Source organism: bacterium Scap17 (assembly GCA_013376735.1).
Taxonomy (GTDB): domain Bacteria; phylum Pseudomonadota; class Gammaproteobacteria; order Pseudomonadales; family Halomonadaceae; genus Cobetia.
Map to the genome: position 1 here is coordinate 1 of VINJ01000002.1, position 20,151 is coordinate 20,151.

At 64.4% G+C, this 20,151-nt stretch carries 14 protein-coding genes and 1 pseudogene; 7 read left to right on the plus strand and 8 right to left on the minus strand.

Features of this window, described 5'->3' with window-relative positions:
• Positions 1–327: 327 nt before the first annotated feature.
• Both FLM52_17050 and FLM52_17055 read right to left on the minus strand, forming a co-directional pair.
• Positions 328–3,228 carry an FAD-binding oxidoreductase gene (locus FLM52_17050; protein NVN57432.1) on the minus strand — a complete coding sequence of 967 codons (2,901 nt, stop codon included), beginning with the start codon at positions 3,226–3,228 and terminating at the stop codon, positions 328–330.
• A gap of 100 nt (positions 3,229–3,328) precedes the next feature.
• On the minus strand, positions 3,329–5,035 hold the full coding sequence (locus FLM52_17055; protein NVN57433.1) for an L-lactate permease: 1,707 nt from the start codon (positions 5,033–5,035) through the stop codon (positions 3,329–3,331).
• Positions 5,036–5,459: 424 nt separating this feature from the next.
• On the opposite strand from FLM52_17055, the gene FLM52_17060 reads away from it, so the two are divergent.
• From FLM52_17060 to FLM52_17075, 4 genes and pseudogenes are all read left to right on the plus strand, one after another.
• Positions 5,460–6,230 carry an FCD domain-containing protein gene (locus FLM52_17060; GenBank protein NVN57434.1) on the plus strand — a complete coding sequence of 257 codons (771 nt, stop codon included), beginning with the start codon at positions 5,460–5,462 and terminating at the stop codon, positions 6,228–6,230.
• An 83-nt stretch (positions 6,231–6,313) separates the two neighbouring features.
• Positions 6,314–8,680 (plus strand): PAS domain-containing protein, encoded by a 2,367-nt coding sequence (locus FLM52_17065; GenBank protein NVN57435.1) that lies wholly within the window; start codon positions 6,314–6,316, stop codon positions 8,678–8,680.
• Positions 8,677–9,828 (plus strand): annotated as a pseudogene (locus tag FLM52_17070) (sigma-54-dependent Fis family transcriptional regulator). The gene FLM52_17065 and the pseudogene FLM52_17070 overlap by 4 nt, the downstream one beginning before the upstream one ends.
• Positions 9,829–9,855: 27 nt before the next feature.
• Positions 9,856–10,176 (plus strand): hypothetical protein, encoded by a 321-nt coding sequence (locus FLM52_17075; protein ID NVN57436.1) that lies wholly within the window; start codon positions 9,856–9,858, stop codon positions 10,174–10,176.
• 127 nt (positions 10,177–10,303) lie between these two features.
• Here the strand turns inward: FLM52_17075 and FLM52_17080 are convergent, their stop codons facing one another.
• The 3 genes from FLM52_17080 to FLM52_17090 form a co-directional block, all read right to left on the minus strand.
• Positions 10,304–11,011 (minus strand): hypothetical protein, encoded by a 708-nt coding sequence (locus FLM52_17080; GenBank protein ID NVN57437.1) that lies wholly within the window; start codon positions 11,009–11,011, stop codon positions 10,304–10,306.
• 293 nt (positions 11,012–11,304) lie between these two features.
• Positions 11,305–11,847, minus strand: coding sequence for a gamma carbonic anhydrase family protein (locus FLM52_17085; GenBank protein ID NVN57438.1), 543 nt, complete (start codon positions 11,845–11,847; stop codon positions 11,305–11,307).
• 197 nt (positions 11,848–12,044) lie between these two features.
• A complete protein-coding gene (locus FLM52_17090; GenBank protein ID NVN57439.1) occupies positions 12,045–13,388 on the minus strand; it encodes a sodium-dependent transporter in 1,344 nt (447 codons plus the stop codon).
• Between the two features lie 271 nt (positions 13,389–13,659).
• On the opposite strand from FLM52_17090, the gene prlC reads away from it, so the two are divergent.
• Together prlC and FLM52_17100 are read left to right on the plus strand one after the other, a co-directional pair.
• Positions 13,660–15,708: an oligopeptidase A gene (gene prlC, locus FLM52_17095; GenBank protein ID NVN57440.1), complete on the plus strand. Its 2,049-nt coding sequence runs from the start codon at positions 13,660–13,662 to the stop codon at positions 15,706–15,708.
• Between the two features lie 147 nt (positions 15,709–15,855).
• On the plus strand, positions 15,856–16,107 hold the full coding sequence (locus FLM52_17100; GenBank protein ID NVN57441.1) for a YheV family putative metal-binding protein: 252 nt from the start codon (positions 15,856–15,858) through the stop codon (positions 16,105–16,107).
• A 75-nt stretch (positions 16,108–16,182) separates the two neighbouring features.
• Here FLM52_17100 and FLM52_17105 read toward each other — a convergent pair whose 3' ends face one another.
• Positions 16,183–16,752 (minus strand): superoxide dismutase, encoded by a 570-nt coding sequence (locus FLM52_17105; protein ID NVN57442.1) that lies wholly within the window; start codon positions 16,750–16,752, stop codon positions 16,183–16,185.
• Between the two features lie 159 nt (positions 16,753–16,911).
• A complete protein-coding gene (metF, locus tag FLM52_17110; GenBank protein NVN57443.1) occupies positions 16,912–17,763 on the minus strand; it encodes a methylenetetrahydrofolate reductase [NAD(P)H] in 852 nt (283 codons plus the stop codon).
• 404 nt (positions 17,764–18,167) lie between these two features.
• On the opposite strand from metF, the gene FLM52_17115 reads away from it, so the two are divergent.
• Positions 18,168–19,097 (plus strand): AEC family transporter, encoded by a 930-nt coding sequence (locus FLM52_17115; GenBank protein ID NVN57444.1) that lies wholly within the window; start codon positions 18,168–18,170, stop codon positions 19,095–19,097.
• Between the two features lie 3 nt (positions 19,098–19,100).
• Here the strand turns inward: FLM52_17115 and FLM52_17120 are convergent, their stop codons facing one another.
• A complete protein-coding gene (locus FLM52_17120) occupies positions 19,101–19,943 on the minus strand; it encodes a UDP-2,3-diacylglucosamine diphosphatase (protein ID NVN57445.1) in 843 nt (280 codons plus the stop codon).
• Between the last annotated feature and the right edge of the window lie 208 nt (positions 19,944–20,151).

Sequence of the window (20,151 nt, forward strand, 5' to 3'; positions counted from 1 at the left end):
CTACCCGGAACGCTTGAGAAGTCAAGCACTTGATGATGAGTCAGTCGACTGCCTCTAATCATCATCAAGCGGTGAGGAGCGTTGCTCGATCACCTGCTCCGTAAGGAGTGCGGCGTATTCTAGCGAATCGCCCGCGATTGTCAATCGATGAATTCGAAGCAGACTTCAAAAACATCAAGTAAAACAATCACCTGCAAACCTCTTTCACCGCTGGTAACGCCATGCGTCCCCGGCAGCGGATGCGTACTTTACGCACGAACCGCCGTGAGGGCAAGGGCTTTTTCAAGAGATTGTCATCAGGGTGTCATGCATCTCGTACACCTCCCATCACCTTGGTGCCGATGCTCTATCGACCAGACCGAGAATCGATTGATAGCTGAGCCCGGAGTGCTCACTCAGCCCTATCTCGCAGGTGCGCGAATTGGAAACTCCGTAGTCGCAATCGGCCACTACCTCCTTCAGCCCCTTCAATGCCGAAGCATTAAGCTCCGGGGTACTGAAGCCCTTGTCGCCGGCGAAGCCGCAGCAGGTGATCTCTTGCGGCACGACGACTTCACTGGCGCACTGCCGCGCCAGCGCCACGAACTGCTCCGCCAGCCCCATTCGGACACTGGAGCAGGTGACATGCACCGCGACTTTCGCCTTGAGCGGTGTGATCGAGAGATAGGGCAATAGATAGTCGAGGACCAGCTGCACCGGCTCGACCAGAGTCAGCGACACTTCAAGATGCTCGCGCGCATAGGCCTGAGCCTGTGCCAGGCACGGGCTGGTATCACAGAAGATCGGCAGCCGTCCGCCGTCACTCGCCTCCACCAGCGCCGCTGCCAACTCGGCGGCCTTGGCATCTCCCGCCTCGAACTGCCCCTTGGACTGGAAGGCCATGCCACAGCACAGCGCTTCCCCCCCTTTCGGCAGCACGACCTCGAAGCCTGCCTTGTCCATCAAGGCCAGCGCCATCTCGGTGACACTGCGCGGATCGCGATCATCAGTAGCGACCCCGAAGACACGCGTGGCGCAGGACGGAAAATAGACGACGTGCCCATTCGGCGCCTCACTGCGACCCAAGGGTTGTGCCAGGCGTTTGAGATACGGGCGCGGCGCGGCCGCCGGCATACTGGGAGACCATTGCTGCACCCTGTCACCGGACACCTTGCGAGCAGCCCGGGTCAGGCGACGCATGTTGCGCGTACCGACGACGCCATGCAGCCCATCCGCCAGCCTGAGCACCCCACGCATGCCACTGGTGATATGAGTGAAGTGCTCTCCGGACCACTGCGCCACCTTCACCTTGCCTGGATGATCGGCACCGGCGTTCTCTTCATGACGCAATCCCCGGATCAGATCACCGGTATTGATACCGACCGGACACTGGGTCGCGCACAGGCCATCCCCCGCACAGGTCTCCATGCCCTGATAGGCGTATTCCTTCCTGAGCGCTGCCAGCTGGTCGCGCTGTGCATCATCCGGTGACTCAAGCGCAGCCAGGCGTGCGATCTCCCGACGGATGACGATGCGCTGGCGCGGCGTCAGGCTCAGATTCTTCGACGGACAGACCGACTCACAGAAACCGCACTCGATGCAGCGGTCCACCAGCGGGTCCGCTGCCGGCAGTGGCTTGAGGTTTTCCAGATGCAGGCGAGGATTGCGCGTCAGGATCACTTCCGGGTTGAGCAGGTTGTCCGGATCGAAGACCTCCTTGATTCGCCACATCAGGGCATAGGCATCCTTGCCCCACTCAAGCTCTACATAAGGCGCCATGTTGCGACCGGTGCCATGCTCGGCCTTGAGCGAGCCACCATATTCCTGCCCCACCAGCTGCGCGACGTCATCCATCAGCGCCTGATAGCGCTCCACCTCACCTTCGCGCTCGAAGCCTTGCGGGAAGACGAAGTGAAGATTGCCCTCCAGCGCGTGACCAAACAGGATCGCCTGGGAGTAACCATGCCGCTGGAAGACCTCCGTCAGCGCACCGACGCCTTCCGCCAGCCGCTCGATGGGGAAGGCGACATCCTCGATGATCACGGTAGTCCCCAGATCACGCACTGCGCCGACAGCCGGGAACAGGCCCTTGCGGATCTTCCAGTACAGCGCATAACGCTGCGCATCCTGAGTGAAGGCCCACGACTCGCAGGTTTCGATGCCTTCCAGCACGCGGCCCACCTCGGCCATGCGCGCCTCCAACTCCTGATGATGCGCGCCCCGCACATCCACCAGCAGCGCGACCGCCGCTTCCGGCAGGGTGCGCAACTCGTCCGGCATGCCCGGTGCGTCCTCGACGGAGCGCAGCGCCGCGCGGTCCATCAGCTCCACCGCCGCGACCGGCGCCGTCTTCAGCAACATGGTGGCGCGACAGGCTGCATCGATGTTCGGGTAGTACACCAGCGCCGCTGCCTTGTGCGGCTCCTCGATCACGGTGCGATAGGTAATGGAAGCGATGAAACCCAGCGTGCCTTCCGAACCGATCATCAGATGCTTGAGGATCTCGAGACCATCGGCATAGTCGACCAGTGCATTGAGGCTATAGCCGGTAGTGTTCTTGAGCCGGTACTTGTGGCGGATGCGCTCGGCCAGCTCGGGGTCGGCGCGCACACTGGCCGCCATGCGCTCCAGCTCCGCCAGCAGGCCACCATGGCTGGCACGAAAGGCCTGCACACTCTCCGGCGACGCCGTATCCAGGCAGGTGCCATCGGCGAGAATGACGCGCAGGTCCTCGACGGTGCGATAACTGTTGTGTGCCGTGCCGCAGCACATGCCGGACGCATTGTTGGCCGCGATGCCGCCGATCATGCAGCTGTTGATCGAAGCCGGGTCCGGGCCGATCTTGCGCCCGAAGGGGGCCAGCAGCTGATTGGCACGCGCCCCGATCACCCCCGGCTGCAGGCAGATGCGGCTGCCCTGCTCCAGCACCTGCGCCCCTCGCCACTCGCCGCCCAGCTGGATGAGCACCGAATCCGTCAGCGCCTGCCCGGACAGCGACGTCCCTGCCGCACGGAAGGTCACCGGCAGCTTGCGCGTCCGGCACTCGCGCAACACATGCCCCAGCTCCTGCTCGTCATGCACCCGCACCACCAGCTGCGGCACCAGCCGATAGAAGCTGGCATCCGTGCCGTAGGCCAGGGTACGCAGCGGATCATGGATCAGGCGCTCACCGGGAATGTGCTGCGCCAACGCCTCGCGCAGGGCGTCGTAGGCAGCAGCGCGCGCCTGGGGTGAAGCATGCCCGCACATGGCAGGGTGAGCAGTGGAGTCAGGGGCAGCAGCGACGGTCATGGCCAGTCTCTTTATCAGTCAGGATATCTTTCAGGGTATCAGTCAGCACGGATCACGCTTACGGCAGCAGCGGATCACTCAGACCCACCAGATGGAACGCCAGAATGCCCAGCACGCCGGAGGCCAATAGATAGTAGGCGGTCGGAATCGCCGTCATGCGCAGGGTACGTCCCTCACGCCCCAGCAGACCGACGGTCGCCGAGGCCGCCACGACGTTGTGGATGGCGATCATGTTGCCGGCCGCGGCCCCGACCGCCTGCAGCGCCACCATCAGCGCTCCCGACAGCCCGAGCTGGGCGGCGACATTGAACTGGAACTGGGACAGCATCATGTTGGAAACCGTATTGGAGCCGGCGATGAAGGCGCCCAGCGCGCCGATGCCCGAGGCGAACAACGGGTAAGCCTGACCGAGGCTGTCAGCCACCACGTCCGCCATCACCACCGGCATGGACGCCAGATCGTTCAGATTGACGCCGGAGTTGATCAGGATGCGCACCATCGGAATGGTGAACACCAGCACGAAGCCGGCGCCGACCAGTGTGCGCCAGGATTCGCTGGCCGCCGCCACCAGCTGGCGAGAGGCCATGCGATGCAGCAGCAGCGTGATCAGGGCCACGAAGACCATGATGCCGCCCGGCAGATAGAGCGGCTGTATCGCGCCGGAGATGCCGCTGGCACCCAGCAGGTCAGTGGCACTGAATTGCACGCTGACCAGCCAGCCCTTGAAGTCACTCGATACGCGCGAGGCGACCAGTAGCAGCGCGATCAGCCCATAGGGCAACCACGCCAGCCACAGAGGCAGCGGCTTTCTGCCCGCTGCGGCGGCCTCGACATCATCACGCTCCAGCGTCAGGTCGCCCAGCCAATGCCTGGGCCACTCGGCCTCGGGCGGAAAATCCCAGCTGTCCTTCGGCAATAGAAAGCCGGCACGCGCCGCTGGCACCACGAGGATCAAGCCGACCAGAGCGCCGATCAGTGACGGGAACTCCGGGCCGAGGAAGATACCTGCCGCCACGTAGGGCAGCGTGAAGCACAGGCCGGCGAACAACGCGAACGGTGCTATCGACAGCCCCTCGCTCCAGCTTTTCTTCGCTCCGAAGAAGCGCGTCATCATCACGGTCATGAACAGCGGCATCAGCAGGCCGACGATGCCATGCACGATGGCGACTTCCGAGGTGATCAGCTGCAGGAAGGCCTCCCAGCTGGAATGGTTCGCCAGCAGCTGCTCACCGAGATTGGCCTTGTCGAGGCCCGCATTCACGCCGATCACGATCGGCGTGCCCACCGCCCCGAAGGATACCGGCGTCGACTGGATCATCATGCCCACCATCACCGCCCCCAGCGCCGGGAAGCCGATGGCGACCAGCAACGGCGCCGCGATGGCCGCAGGCGTCCCGAAGCCGGAAGCCCCCTCGATGAAGCTGCCGAACAGCCAGGCAATGATGATGGCCTGTACGCGGCGGTCGGGACTGACGGTGGTGAAGGCGCCGCGGATTACCGCGATCGCCCCGGAATGCTTGAGCGTATTGAGCAGGAAGATGGCGCCGAAGATGATCCACAGCACCGAGACGGTCACCATCAGCCCCTGCAGCGTGGAGGCCAGAATGCGCGTCAGCGACATCTGCCACACGAAATAGCCGATGGCAGCGGTGACGAGGAAGACCAATGGCATGGCGCGACGCGCGGGCCATTGCAGACCGACGAGCAGGATGCCTGCCAGCAGGATAGGGGTGAAGGCCAGCAAGGCCAGCAGTGGCTCGGACATGACGGAAACTCCGCGGGCGGATTGTTGTGATTGTTGTCTGGCACGGCAGTGAAGGACTCGGGGTTGGCGCACCCTTGGGTCAGGCCTTTCGATAAATTGGTCATACCAATTTACCCTGACGTGCTTCGGCATAATCTAGGCGTCGCCTCGAAAGGGGTCAAACATCATGTTGCATAGGGCATCTAGACATTGGTCAAAGCATCTCCATTGCGTAAAATTGGTCTTACCAATTATTGATAGTCCTCATCTCCCACGCGAGGCGTGGTTATCACACATATTGGTAAGACCAATGTCGGCTGTGGCGTGGAATGCCCACGGGCCACACTGATCATCGGCAGCGCCGCAAGCGCCCCTCTCTTGCATGCCGCACTCTGGCCTTCCAGCGCTCGGCGCCGCCTTTCACCTTTGCCGCAAGGACACTTCCATGCGTTACGCCCCCGTCCGCCAACCCCGTATCGCCGATGTACTCACCGAGCGCCTCGAAAGCATGATCATCGAAGGCAGCCTGAAACCCGGCGAGCGCCTGCCACCGGAGCGCACCCTGGCCGAGCAGTTCGAAGTCTCGCGCCCCTCCGTGCGGGAGGCTATCCAGAAGCTGGCCGCGCGCGGACTGCTGACCTCACGCCAGGGCGGCGGCACCTATGTCTCTGAAGAGCTGGCGCGCGCCTGGTCGGACCCGCTCAGTGCACTGCTGGGTCGCCACGGTGAGTTCAATCTCGATCTGCTGGAATTTCGTGATGCGCTGGAGGGCATCAGCGCCTACTACGCCGCCATGCGCTCCACACCTGCCGACAAGGCAATGCTGCGCCAGCGCTTCGAGGACCTGGAGAAGAGCTTCGAGGGACGTGACCCACAGCGCGAGGCCGGTGCCGATGCCGCCTTCCACCTCGCCATCGCCGAGGCCGCGCACAACGTGGTGCTGCTGCATTCCATGCGCAGCCTGTTCCAGCTGCTGGAGAAGAGCATCGTGGCCAACCTGCGCCACCTGTTCGAGAAGCCGGAATCACGCCCGCGCCTGATCCAGCAACACCGCAGCCTGTTCGAGGCGATCATGGAAGGCCGCGCCGAAGATGCGCGCAACGCCGCCCATGAGCATCTGGTCTTCGTCGAGGATTCACTGCTGGAACTGGAACGCGCCGAGACTCGTGCCCAGCGCGCCTTGCGCCGTGCCCAGGCGGCGCCGGATGGCTCATGACGCTCAGTCATGACGCCCTGGCTGAACATGAAGCTCCGGATAAGCAGAGCTTGAGATGAGGGCCTGAACATGAAGGCTTGCCGATGAAGGACACGCGCCTGCCGCAGCTGTGGCGTCTCGTACTGGCGGTCGTGTTACCGCTGGGGCTGATGCTGTGCGTGTGGCAGGCGGTCTCGATGGCGCGCAGCCAGGGGCTGGAGCGCCTGGGGCATGAGGCAGACAACGAACTGCGTCTGACTGCCGCCAGCCTGCGCGGCCAGTTGAATCGACACGCCTATCTGCCCAGGCTGGTGGCAGAGAATGACCAGCTGCGCGACTTTCTGGATCACCCTGAAGATCTCAGCGCGGAAGTGGCGCTCAATCAGCGCCTGGACCGCATGCGTGAGCTGGCCGGCATCTCGGACCTCTATCTGGTCGATGACACCGGCACCACCATCGCCGCCAGCAACTGGCGCTCCGCCAACACCTTCATCGGCCAGAACTACCGCTTCCGCCCCTACTGGCAAGACGCCATCAATGGTGGTGAAGGCCGCTTCTACGGGCTGGGCACCAGCTCAGGAGAACGCGGTTACTTCTTCAGTGCCGCCGTCACCAGCCCCCAGGGGCGACGTGGCGTGGCCGTGGTCAAGGTGCAGATAGAGGCGCTGGAGGCGGCATGGCTCGACCAGAATGCCGACATCATGGTCACTGATCCGCATGGCGTGATCTTCATCGCCAGCCAGGCGCAACGGGTGCTGCGCACGCTGGAGCCACTCAGCGAGGAGACACGCAACCGACTGCTCGATACCCAGCGCTATGCCAATCAGCGCCTGCGTCCGCTGCGCCTGCATCATCGCGAGGCGCTGCCGGAGCTGCTGGGCTCGCCCCTTGAGTCGCGCCGCGACACGACCTCCATCGAATTGTTGCAGCTGACACCGGGGGATCTCTGGCAGCACGCCTGGTTGAGCCTGTCCCAGCCACTGCCGGATATCGGCTGGCGCCTGCATGTACTCAAGCCACTGGCTCCGCTGCGCAGCGGTATCTGGCAGACGGCTGGTCTCGCGGCCGGTGGCTATGCCTTGCTGTGTCTGCTGGCAGGGCTGGGCTGGCAGCGACTGCGCATCCTGCGTGAGCGTCGCCTGTTCGCCGAGCGCGAGCGCCAGAATCTCGCCAGCAGCCAGCAACGGGTGCGCGGCATCATCGACCGCACTCAGGCTGGCCTGTGTATCCTCGATGAGCGGGTGCGGCTGGTGTATCTCAACCCGACGGCCATCGCGCTGTTCGGCTCGCCCTTGAGCGCCGACACCTCACCGGACGACTCAACCCGCCAGCCCAGCGCCCGCGAGGGGCGTGATCTGCGCGAGCTGTTCCTGCCGGCCGAGCGCCACCTGCTGGGCCGCCTGACCCAGGACCGCGCCGTCGGGCCGCTGGAAGTGCATGGCCTGCGCGAGGGAGTCGCGGTGCCACTGGAGCTTTCCTGCTCGCCACTGCCCAGCCCCCATGGTCCACGATGGCTGGTCACGGTCTTCGATGTCAGCGAACGCCGTGCCCAAGCCGAGCAGCTCGCTCAGGCACGTGATGCCTTCGAGCAACGGGTGGTCGAGCGTACCCGCGACCTCGCCGCCAGCAACACGCGCCTGAGTGCCGAAGTCGAGGAACGCACCCGCGCCGAACGCGAGCTGCGCGAGACGCGTGATGAATTGATCCAGACCGCCAAGCTGGCGGTGCTGGGGGAGCTGGCCGCCGGCATCAATCACGAGCTCAATCAGCCTTTGGCCGCCATCCGCGCCTATGCCGAGAACGCGACCGCCTTCCTCGCTCGCGCCCAGACCTCCCAGGTCGAGAGCAACCTGCACCAGATCACCGAGCTGACCCAGCGTATGGGCGAAATCAGCGCGCAGCTGCGTCAGTTCTCGCGCAAGAGCGGTGACCGCCTGGAGGCCATCGACCTCACCACCAGCCTCGACTACGCCCTGCGCCTGCTGCATGCACGCTGCGAGGCGCTCGGCGTGACCCTCATTCGCGAAGCGGGTCCAACGCTGGCCCGGGTGCGCGCCGAGCCGGTACGTCTGGAGCAGGTATTGGTCAACCTGATCGGCAATGCACTGGATGCGCTTGCCGACATGCCCCCCGAGCGCCCGGAGCCCCCCAGCATCCAGCTCAACCTGCATGAGAAAACGGGCAGCGCCGGTGATCAGGTCGTGCTGGAAGTCCACGACAACGGCCCCGGCCTCGAGCCATCGCAACTGGTGCGCGTGTTCGAACCCTTCTATACCCAGCGCGCCGACGGCCAGGGACTCGGGCTGGGGTTATCGATCAGCGCGCGTATCGTCGCCGACCTCGGCGGCACCCTCGAGGCGCACCCCTCTCCACTGGGTGGCGCACTGTTCCGGCTAACGCTGCCGGCGCTCTCGATGCCCTCACAATCCCCGATGCCACCCACCGCCAACCCTTCACAGGAGCCGTCATGAGCGACGTCACGAATACCGACATGCAGGTGCTGGTGGTGGATGACGAACCGCACCTTCGCGACAGCCTGAGCCAGAGCCTGATGCTGGCCGATTACCGCACTCGCCCGCTGGCCAGTGCCGAGCAGGCGCTGGAAATCCTGCGCGCCGAAGCGCCCTTCGAGGGTGTGGTGATCACGGACATTCGCATGCCGGGCATGGATGGCCTGAGCCTGCTGCACGCGGCGCATGCCGTGGATGACGAGCTGCCGGTGATCGTGATGACAGGGCATGGCGACATCGACACCGCCGTCGCGGCCATGCAGGCCGGTGCCTGGGATTTCATCGAGAAGCCCTTCGATCGCGAGCGCATGCTCGATGGCGCGCGGCGCGCGGTGGCCGCTCGCAGGCTGGCGCTGGAGAACCGCTCGCTGCGCGAACAGCTGGATACCCAGCGCAACAGCGCCGGCCCCAGACTGGTGGGCAGCAGTGACCTCATGCAGCGCCTGGATGCTCAGGTGTCACGCCTGGCGGCAGTCGATGCCGACACCCTGCTGTATGGAGAGACCGGTGCCGGCAAGGACCGTGTCGCCCGCTGCCTGCACGAGCGCAGCGCCCGCGCCAGCAAGCCCTTCGTGGCGCTCAACTGTGGCGGCATGCCGGAGACGTTGATCGAGTCGGAACTGTTCGGCCATGAGAAAGGTGCCTTCACCGGTGCCAGCGAGCGCCGCATCGGCAAGCTGGAACACGCCGACGGCGGCACCCTGTTCCTCGATGAGATCGAATCGATGCCGATGTCGTTGCAGATCAAGCTGTTGCGGGTGCTGCAGGAGCGCAGTATCGAGCGGCTCGGCAGCAATACACCACGCCCCATCGACATCCGCGTCATCGCCGCCACCAAGCGGGACCTGCGCGAAGCGGCCAGCGCCGGCGAGTTTCGCGAAGACCTCTACTACCGCCTGAACGTGGTCACGCTGTATCTGCCACCACTGCGCGAGCATGCCGAGGATATCCTGCAACTGTTCCGGCACTTCGCGATCCTGGCCAGCGAACGCACCAGCCTGGAAGTCCCGCCGCTGGACGCCACCACCCTGCAGGCGCTGCTGGCGCATGACTGGCCGGGCAACGTGCGTGAGCTGAGAAACTGTGCGGAGCGCCATGTGCTGCTGGGCGGGCTGGAGGGCAACATCGGCGACAGCATGGCGGAAGGGCGGCCGCTCACCGCGGGCACGAGTGGCACGGCCGTGGACAGCACGAAAGCCACAGGAGAGGCGGACAGAGAAGACATCACCGCCGGCACGGGCGAGCTGGGGAAACTGGAACACAACGTGAAGGCAGCCACGCAGGCGCAATCGCTGCCACAGCGCATGGAGGCGTTCGAGGCCGCGCTGATTCGCGAGGCCCTGGCGACCAGCAAAGGCCAGGTGGTGATGGCCTGCGAACGGCTGGGGCTGCCGCGCAAGACGCTCTACGACAAGCTGAAGAAGCATGGCCTGAGCGCCGAGCCCTATCGTGGTTGAGGCACCGTGGTTGAGGCACCGTGGTTGAGGTATCGTGCCTGATGCACCACAACAGAGGCATCAAAACCAAGGCATCACGACCAAGACAACGCAACGGAGATTCACGCCGACCTTCAGCCAGACAGCATCAGACGCCTGCCATCAGCCGCGAAAGACCTTCGCCGAACACTGACAGCGGCCCCTGTAGATGCATGATGTCCACCAGCACCGATACGGGCGGCAGCCAGGGCGTCATGGCAGCGATCACCGCCACCATCGCCAACGAGTTGCCCGGCTCACGATAATCGAACAGCTTGAAGGCGGTGCCGAAGCTGCGCTTGAGGCGTGCGCCGACCATGTCGACGCTGTACATCTCATCGAGCAACAGGTGAATCATGGCGCCGAACAACAGGGCCGCGCCTTGCCACCAGGCCTGTTCTTCACTCTGGCCCAGCACATGCAGGCTGGCGGCCGTCACGCCCAGCGAGCACAGCAGTGATGCCAGCAGCGAGTGCCAGATGCCGCGATGGACGGTGAAGCGCTTGAAGATGGCGCTGGCCACATAGCGCACGCCCAGATAGGTGGCGCCGCCCGCCATCATCAACGGCCCCGCCAGCAGGCGGTCCTGCAGCAGCAGCACGCAGGCCATGGTCGCCAGTACCGCGAACAGCGTGAACAGGATCCGGATGGCGCGCGAGTTGTCTGAGTCGATATCCGGCAGGATACCGCCGAAGGTGGTCAGACTCGCCAGCGGAACCCCCTCCGCCAGCGACCACAGGCCGCCCTGCCAGCCCGCCGCCGCGACGATGCCGCCGGCAAAGGCCGCTACGGTGATATGGGTACGAAAATTGGCCATGAAATACGGGTCGCGAGCCCTCGACGATGTCACTGGACCAGACGCCACACGCCGGCACTGGATATACGTCCAGATTATGACGCAAGCATTTCATGAAAAACAATGGCTTGTCCTGGTTTGTGCGCGCCACTGCCATCTCTGCCTTCTAAAGCTCGTGGAAAATCCGCCCCTGGCTTGCGGAAAATTCGACCCTGACTTGCGAATAATCCGGCTCTGAAACGAGCACTCCCCCGCTGGCCTGAGCCAACGGGGGAGTGATCATTGCTGCGTCTGCCGCTCTGTGCGAGGGAGATTCAGTCGGCGTAGTCTTCGGCCAGATGCTGATCCTTCAGCTTGACGTAGTTCACCGCCGAATAGGTGAAGAACTCACGCTCACTGTCCTTGATCGGGCGCAGTGCCTTGGCCGGGTTGCCGGCATACACATGCCCGCCCTCGAGACGCTTGCCCGGTGGCACCAGCGCCCCCGCCGCGATGATGACTTCATCTTCCACCACCACGCCGTCCATCACGATGGCGCCCATGCCGACCAGCACGCGGTCGTGAATGGTGCAGCCATGCAACACGGCCTTGTGACCGATGGTGACGTCATCGCCGATTTCCAGCGGATAGCCACCCGGATTGAAATCACTGGCGTGAGTGATATGCAGGACCGCGCCATCCTGCACACTGGTGCGCGCGCCGATGCGGATACGGTGCATATCGCCGCGAATCACCGCCAGCGGCCATACCGAGCTGTCATCCCCGAGGGCGACATCACCCAGCACCACACTGGCCGGATCGACGAAAACCCGCTCGCCCAGTCGCGGCGTCAGGCCCTTGAAGGATCTAATGCTCATGCCTTACCTCCTGAATTAGGCACCCAGCCTACTGCGCCAAACACCGGGATGCCAATAGCGCAACGGCCTGACTCGCGTTGCGATGTTTTCGCCCCCCCGTCCCGACGCCCCGCTTTCAGGTTCGACATGCCCCTCGTATCGCCCCACGCCTGTCGCCGACTCAACGCCAGATTCACGTACCGATGGCACAAGCGGGCTTACTTGAAGAAGCTCCAGCCCAGCACGACGACGACCAGCGGAATCGAGACCCAGCGCAGTACCCAACGCCAGGTGCGGAAGAAGCCACGCGATGTGCCGAGGCCAGCCAGCGCACGATTCTGCGGCATCACCCAGGCCGCGAAGATAGCGATCAGCAGCCCGCCGATCGGCAGGAAGAAGTCCGGCGGAATCGTCGTCACCGCATCGAAGACATTCATTTCGCCCAGCACGTGCACGTCCTTGAGGCTCGAGAAGGACAGCACCGACAACAGCCCCATCGCCCACACCGAGACACCGACCGCCAGTGCCGCGTGGCGACGCTTGAGGCCCCAACCCTCCAGCACCTCGACGATGGGCTCGGCGATGTTGATCGAGCTGGTCCAGGTCGCCAGCAGCAACAGCAGGAAGAACAGCGCCAGCAGCACGCTGCCGCCCGGTAGATTGGCGAAGGCGATCGGCAGGCTGACGAACATCAGGCCGGGGCCGGAGGCCGGGTCCATGCCCTGGCTGAAGACCGCCGCGAAGATGGCGATACCCGCCAGCAGCGCCACACCGATATCCAGCGCCGCCACGGCGATCGCGGCCGTCGGCAGACTCTGGCGCTCCGGCATGTAGGCGCCGTAGGCCATCAGAGCACAGGCGCCGACCGCCAGCGTGAAAAAGGCATGTCCCATGGCATTGAGCATCACGTCCAGCGTGATGGCGCTCGGGTCGGGCATGAACAGCCAGCTCAGCGCGGGACCGAAGCCGGGCGTACTGATGCTGTAACCGGCCAGTGCCAGCAACAACACGTAGAGCAGCGGCATCATCAGGTTGTTGAGGCGCTCGAGCCCGGAAGAGATACCGGCGGCCACCACGCTCATCGTCATCAGCATGAAGACGGTGTGGTTGAAGGTCATCGTGACCGGGTCTTCCAGGAAGGCGCCGAAGGAAGCGCCGATCTCCGGTGGGCTCATGCCGCTGAAGTCACCCTTCAGCGAATCGACCAGATACTCGATCGACCAGCCCGACACCACCGAATAGAACGACAGGATGAAGAACATGGTGATGGCGCCGAACAGTCCCAGCCAGCGCCAGTGCGGGGTGCGGCCACCGCTGACGGCCAGATGGGCCAGCGCCTGCATCGGTCCGCGACGTCCGGCGCGCCCGATCATGATCTCGGCCATCATCACCGGCAGGCCCAGCAGCAGCACGAAACCGATATACAGCAGCAGAAACGCGGAACCGCCGTTCTCGCCGGTCATGTAGGGGAAGCGCCAGATGTTGCCCAGCCCTACGGCGGCGCCGGTCACGGCCAGAATGAAGGCTCGGCGACTGCCCCAGCGTTCGGTGGTTTCGCTCATGTCTGCTCTCGTGGTCTCGGTACGGGGGAAGGATACAGGCCCCACTCGGGGGCCAAGGCCAGCAAGATAGCAGCCGTACCGGCCTCGGCCAATGCGACATGCGCGTGGCAGCGCCCGCCTATCGAGGCGATAGATTGAATAACACGCGCCGAGGCCTCACATTCTTGGTATCACCGCGGCAGCGGTGACGCCGTTTTCACGGCGCAATCGATGCGCAAGTTCTCCTTTATCGCTCACCGCTGCCGCCCACCCGAATGACGCGAGGTACATGATGTCGATCAATCCCCTGCTGGAACGCAACACCCTGCCCCCCTTCGACACCCTCAAGGCCGAGCACGTCGAGGACGCGATCAGCGAACTGCTGGAGCACAACCAGCAGGAGATCGAGCGCCTGATCGAGGCCACCCGCGATGACACGCGCTGGGACAACTTCGCCGCGCCGCTGGAAGCGCTGGGTGACCGCCTGAGCCAGGCCTGGTCGCCGGTCTCGCACCTCAACTCGACCATGAACTCGCCCAAGCTGCGTGAGGCCTATCAGGCCTGTCTCGCCAAACTGTCGGCCTACTCCACCTGGGTGGGTCAGAACAGCGACCTGGCCGCGGCCTATCAGCGCCTCGCGGACAGCGATGAGTTCGCAAGCCTCGAGGAAGCCCAGCAGAAGGCGATCACCAACAGTCTGCGCGACTTCCGCCTCGCCGGTGTCGACCTGCCGCAAGACAAGAAGCAGCGTTACGGCGAGATCCAGGCGCGCCTGTCCGAGCTCTCCAATACCTTCTCCAACCATGTGCTGGATGCCACCCAGGCCTGGCACAAGGATGTCGACGAAGAGGCACTGGCGGGCATACCGGAAAGCGGCCTTGAAGCGCTCAAGGCCAATGCCGAAGCCAAGGGCCTGGATGGCTATCGCATCACCCTGGACTTCCCGAGCTTCTTCCCGGTGCTCAGCTATGCCGACAACCGCGAGCTGCGCGAGGAGGTCTACACTGCCTTCGTCACCCGCGCCTCGGAGAAGGGCCCCAACGCCGGTGAGTTCGACAACGGCCCGGTGATCGAGGAGATTCTAGCCCTGCGTCAGGAGCTGGCCGCGCTGATCGGCTTCGACGACTACGCCTCGCTGTCACTGGCGACCAAGATGGCCGACTCGCCGGCGCAGGTCATCGCCTTCCTGGATGACCTCGCTACCCGCGCCGTGCCGCAGGCGCGTGAGGAGTTCAACGAGCTGGCGGCCTACGCCACCGAGAGCCTCGGCATCGACGACCTGCAGCCGTGGGATGTCGGCTATGCCAGCGAGAAGCTGCGCGAGTCGCGCTACGCGATCAATCAGGAGCAGCTGCGCCCCTACTTCCCGGCGCCGCAGGCCATCGACGGACTGTTCGAGGTCGTCAACCGCCTCTACGGCATCACCTTCAAGCAGCGCGACGTGCCGGTCTGGCACGAGGACGTCAGCTACTACGAGGTGATCGAGAATGACACCCCGATCGCCGGCTTCTATCTCGATCTCTATGCGCGTGAAGGCAAGCGAGGCGGTGCCTGGATGGACGAGTGCCGCGTCCGTCGTCGCCGCGAGGATGGCAGCCTGCAGTTGCCGGTCGCCTACCTGACCTGCAACTTCACCCGCCCGGTGGGCGATCGCCCGGCGCTGCTGACCCACGATGAAGTGGTCACGCTGTTCCACGAGTTCGGTCACGGCCTGCATCACATGCTGACCCGTCAGGAAGTCGCCGAAGTCTCCGGCATCAACGGCGTGGCATGGGACGCCGTCGAGCTGCCCAGCCAGTTCATGGAGAACTTCTGCTACGAGCGTGAAGGGCTGGATCTGATCGCACGTCACGTGGACACCGGCGAGCATCTGCCCGACGACATGCTCGAGCGCCTGCAGGCAGCCCGCAACTTCCAGGCGGCGATGACCATGGTCCGCCAGCTGGAGTTCTCGCTGTTCGACTTCCGCCTGCATCATGAGCTCGACAAGCCGTCTGCCAGCGATGTCCAGGCGCTGCTCGACGAGGTGCGCAGCAAGGTCGCCGTGGTGCCGGCGGTCGAGTTCAATCGCTTCCAGAATGGCTTCAGCCATATCTTCGCCGGCGGATACGCCGCGGGTTACTACAGCTACAAGTGGGCCGAGGTGCTGTCGGCAGACGCCTTCAGTGCCTTCGAGGAAAGCGCGGTCTTCGATACCGCCACCGGCCAGCGCTTCCGTGACGAGGTACTGGCACGCGGTGGCTCGCGTGACGCCGCCGAGCTGTTCCGCGCCTTCCGTGGCCGTGACCCGCAGGTCGATGCCCTGCTGCGTCACTCCGGCATCGGTGCCCAGGCGGCCTGATCTCGCCCCGTCTCGTGATGGCGCAAGCCTGACCACGAGCCGCTGACCATGCGCCCCTGACCTTTACCGGTCGGGGGCGTATCATATGGCGCATCATCCGCCCGAGGCGGGATTGCCAGACCTACCCTGACCCTGACTGGAGGCACCATGTCTACCATCAAGCGCTTCATCGCCGGTGCCGTCTGCCCGCGCTGCGGAGCAATGGACCGCCTGCGCACCTGGGAGCAGAACGAGACACGCTACCGTGACTGCGTGTCCTGCGACTTCTTCGAACAGCAAGCCATCGAGGAGCCGCCGACCCTCGCCGAGATTTCCACGCGCGTGAGCGAGCCCCGCGAGACGCCGGCGGGCGATGAGGTTCAGCCGGTGCGCATTCTGGACCCGGGCAAGCTGCACTGATATCTGCTGTATCACTGCGACATGAAAAAGCCCCGCCAATTGGCGGGGCTTTTTCATGTCATCCCGGCAGGATGATCAATCGACCACGCCGCAGGCGACGCGCGAGCCGCCACCGCCCAGCTTGGGCGTATCGGTGTAGTTGTCACCGCCGGAGTGGATCATCAGCGCATGGCCGCTGAGATCGCTTTCCTTGAGGCGCGGTGCCAGCACCGGCAACGAGATCTTGCCATCGGCATCGACACTCAGCGCCGGAAGATCACCGAGGTGGCCATCACCGTAAGGGCCCTGGTGGGTACCGGTCTCTTCTGGATCGAAGTGGCTACCTGCCGCGGCGGCGGCGACGGTCTCGCCATCCTTCTCGGCCGGTTCGCAGCTGGCATTGGCATGCAGGTGGAAGCCGTGGATGCCGCTCTCGAGCCCCTCGATCTTCGGCGTCAGCAGCAGACCGTCATCGGTATCCTCGGCCATGACACTGCCGACGGACTCACCGACGCCATCACTGCTGACGCGATGCATTTCCACCTCGGTGGCGGCCTGGGCGACGCCGCCGAACAACCAGGCGCCGAGCGCCACCGTCGCGGCGGTCTTGAGGGGCTTTCTGGAAGAGGGCGTAAAGGATGCCGTGTGCTGTGTCTCGTGATTCATGAGCAATCTCTCCATCACTGAGGCCGGCGTCACTGCCGACGCCTTGAGTGGCTTGCGGGCCGCTGTCACGAGCGGCTACCCATCAGACCTCAGGGCGAGCGACGTCACATTCAATGCCGCTCTTCCAATGACTTGCCGTGCACGCCCGGCACACGTGACTCAACGAGAAGCGATACCCAGATTCTCCAGCACCTTCAGACACGGCTCGGCCTGGTTGAGGGTATAGAAGTGCAGGCCCGGCGCGCCGCCATCCAGCAGACGCTGACTCATGCGCGAGATTACCTCGGTGCCGAAGGCCTGAAGGCTCTCGCTGTCATCGCCATAGCTCTCGAGCTGCCGGCGGAGCCAGCGCGGGATGTCCGCACCGCAGGAATCGGAGAAGCGCGCCAGCTTGGTGTAGTTGGTGATCGGCATGATCCCCGGGATGATCGGCTGCTCGATGCCGGCGGCACGCGCGCGCTCCACGAAGTGGAAATAGGCATCGGCATTGAAGAAGTACTGGGTGATGGCGATATCGGCGCCGGCCTGCATCTTGCGCGCGAAGTTCTCGAGATCGCTGTGGTAATTGCCGGCCTGTGGATGGCACTCGGGATAGGCCGCCACCGCGATCTCGAAGTGTTCGCCCGTCTCCTCGCGCACGAATTCGACCAGCTCGTTGGCGTAACGCAGCTCACTGCGCGAGCCCATCCCGGAGGGCAGGTCCCCGCGCAACGCCACCAGGCGCTTGACGCCCTGCTCGCGGTATTGCGCCAGGATCTCACGCAGCTCACCGCGGTCACTGCCGACACATGACAGGTGCGGCGCGGTGCAGATCCCGCTGGCGCTGACCGACTGCACGGTGTTGAAGGTACGCTCACGCGTGGAGCCGCCCGCGCCATAGGTGACGGAGAAGAACTCCGGCTCCAGCGCCGCCAGCTGATCGCGAACCCCCTTGAGCTTTTCACGCCCGGCCTCGGTATTCGGCGGGAAGAATTCGAAGCTGATCCCTAACGGATGTTCGCTTGCACTCATGGGGCGGCCCTCGTGGTCGTCGTGTCCGGCATTGATGTCGTTATCGCCGCACACTTCGCGGTGTGCGTGCAGCAATACACGTCCGGCGCGTCACGCCACCGCCCCTGTACTGCATGTCGAGCATTCTGACCGCCGCCGACGACCCCGGCCAATGAAAGGTTTTCGCCTCAACTTCAATGCCATTCATATAAGAAAGTGCGTGTTTATAACCATTGCTGACAGTGGCGTCCTGCTCCTCAGTCCTGCGCCCTCACCAGCCGCGCAACCACGCGACCCAAAGCCTGATGCGCGACCCAAAGCCTGATGAAGGAAAGGCGCAATGAGTGGCATTCATGGGATGACGCTGACAGGGGCCACACGGCATGATGAGCCAAAAGGACAATGACGCTTCACAAGGAACCGTGATGGACCACATCGATCTGCAGCAACCGCTCTGGATGCTGATCACCTTCGTCGCTCTCGGCGCCCTCTGTGCACGCCGCCTCGCGATCGACCCGCGCCCCATCGCCACCTTGCTGATCTATGTGATCGCGCCGCTGACCTTCTTTCGCGGCCTGGTGCTCGGCGAGCCATCGCTGAGTGATCTGGGCCTGACGCTGGGGCTATTCTCGCTGGCCAGCAGCATCTGCCTGCTGGTGCGCCCGCTGGCCGCGAGGTTCTTCCCGCCGCAGGAAGCCGCCCTGCTCGCCTTCTCCTCGGGAACCGGCAATACCGGCTACTTCGGCCTGCCGGTCGCGATGCTGTTGCTGCCGCCGGAAGGCGTGACCCAGTACCTGTTCTGCCTGCTCGGCATCACGCTGTATGAATTCACGCTGGGCTTCTACGTCAGTGCGCGCGGGCAGTTCTCGATGCGCGAGAGTCTGGTCAAGATCGTGCGTCTGCCGCTGATCTACGCCTTTCTGGCCGCTCTGCTGGTGGGGACACTGGGCCTCGAGGTACCGGGGGCGGTGATGGAGGGACTCGACTACTTCAAGTACAGCTACACGGTGCTGGGCATGATGATCATCGGCATGACGCTGGGCGGTGTCAGCCTGCGCGAGATCGACCCGCGCTTCATTCTGGCCGCGACCGCCCTGCGCTTCGTGATGTGGCCGCTGATGAGTCTGGGCAGCGTGATGTTGCTGGGCAGCCTGTTCGCCCTCGACCCGGTGCTGGCGCAAGTGTTGCTGCTGCTGGGCGTGGTGCCGATGGCCGCCAATGTGGTCGTGCTGGCCATCGAGCTGAATATCCAGCCGGCCAAGGGCGCGATCGCGGTGATGCTGACCACCCTGGCAGCGCCGCTGATCATCCCGCTATACCTGTCATGGATGCTGGCGATCAGCGGCCTGGGGTGAGGCTCAGGCGCCGGCCATCTCGGGCGTGACGGCGTCGGGCGTCGCGGCCGGCACCGGACGCGGCATCAGATGGCGCGGCGCCGTCTCGAGGATCTGACCCTGCCAGTCGATCAGGTGCAGCGCGCCTTGGGCATCTTCCGCCAGCGCGGTGCAGTGCTCGACCCAGTCACCATCGTTGCAGTAGAGCACGCCTTCCTCGACCCGGAAGCCCGCCTGGTGGATATGCCCCCCGACATAGCCATCCAGCCCTTCGAGGCGCGCCTGACGCATGGCGGCTTCCTCGAACTGGGCCACATAGCGCTGGGCGGTGCCGCTGCGCCGCTTGAGCGCGCTGGCCAGCGACCAGTACGGCAGCCCGAACATGCCACGCGCGCGATTGCACCAGCGATTGAGCGACAGGATGAAGCCGTGCATGCCATCGCCCAGCTTGAGCAGCCACGGCGCGATGCGCACATGGGTGTCGAATTCGTCACCGTGGGAGACCAGCAAACGACGACCGCTGCCGGTGGTATGGATCGCGCGCCGCTCGATGCTCACGTTGTGCAGCTTCAGGCCGCACAGGCGCCGGAAGGCGGCATCATGATTGCCGGGAATGTAGATGACCTCGCAGCCGCTGCGCGCCAGACGCAGCACCCGCGCCACCAGCGCCTGCTGGTCCTTGTCGAGCACCGCACGCTTGCGCATCGCCAGCAGGTCGACGATATCGCCGACCAGATACAGGCGTTCCGGGCGCACGCGACGCAGCAGCTTCGCAAGCAGCGCCGCCTGGCAGTCCGGAGTCCCAAGATGCACGTCGGAGATGAACAGCGTACGAACCTGACCGAGAGCGTCGGAAGCAGGCGGCATTTCAGCATGGGGAGCCGATTGCAAAGCGGTCATGTCAGTCACCTCCGGGTTGCCAGGCGGAATCGACAAGCGAGGCCCAGATGGCCCCTGTCGTTGCCCAGCAAGACTGAGGGGAGGCGATGACATACCCGTAACAGCAACATGAAAAAGCGATGACAGCCATTGCCGTCAATCACTTGCGGCATGAATGAAGGGAAGATTGCGGGCT

Bases quoted from the DNA above. Each gene is read 5' to 3' on its own strand.
- FLM52_17050 (NVN57432.1), bottom strand. From the start codon at position 3,228: ATGTGCGGGCATGCTTCACCCCAGGCGCGCGCTGCTGCCTACGACGCC.
- FLM52_17055 (NVN57433.1), bottom strand. From the start codon at position 5,035: ATGTCCGAGCCACTGCTGGCCTTGCTGGCCTTCACCCCTATCCTGCTG.
- FLM52_17060 (NVN57434.1), top strand. From the start codon at position 5,460: ATGCGTTACGCCCCCGTCCGCCAACCCCGTATCGCCGATGTACTCACC.
- FLM52_17065 (NVN57435.1), top strand. From the start codon at position 6,314: ATGAAGGACACGCGCCTGCCGCAGCTGTGGCGTCTCGTACTGGCGGTC.
- FLM52_17075 (NVN57436.1), top strand. From the start codon at position 9,856: ATGGCGGAAGGGCGGCCGCTCACCGCGGGCACGAGTGGCACGGCCGTG.
- FLM52_17080 (NVN57437.1), bottom strand. From the start codon at position 11,011: ATGGCCAATTTTCGTACCCATATCACCGTAGCGGCCTTTGCCGGCGGC.
- FLM52_17085 (NVN57438.1), bottom strand. From the start codon at position 11,847: ATGAGCATTAGATCCTTCAAGGGCCTGACGCCGCGACTGGGCGAGCGG.
- FLM52_17090 (NVN57439.1), bottom strand. From the start codon at position 13,388: ATGAGCGAAACCACCGAACGCTGGGGCAGTCGCCGAGCCTTCATTCTG.
- prlC (NVN57440.1), top strand. From the start codon at position 13,660: ATGTCGATCAATCCCCTGCTGGAACGCAACACCCTGCCCCCCTTCGAC.
- FLM52_17100 (NVN57441.1), top strand. From the start codon at position 15,856: ATGTCTACCATCAAGCGCTTCATCGCCGGTGCCGTCTGCCCGCGCTGC.
- FLM52_17105 (NVN57442.1), bottom strand. From the start codon at position 16,752: ATGAATCACGAGACACAGCACACGGCATCCTTTACGCCCTCTTCCAGA.
- metF (NVN57443.1), bottom strand. From the start codon at position 17,763: ATGAGTGCAAGCGAACATCCGTTAGGGATCAGCTTCGAATTCTTCCCG.
- FLM52_17115 (NVN57444.1), top strand. From the start codon at position 18,168: ATGGACCACATCGATCTGCAGCAACCGCTCTGGATGCTGATCACCTTC.
- FLM52_17120 (NVN57445.1), bottom strand. From the start codon at position 19,943: ATGCCGCCTGCTTCCGACGCTCTCGGTCAGGTTCGTACGCTGTTCATC.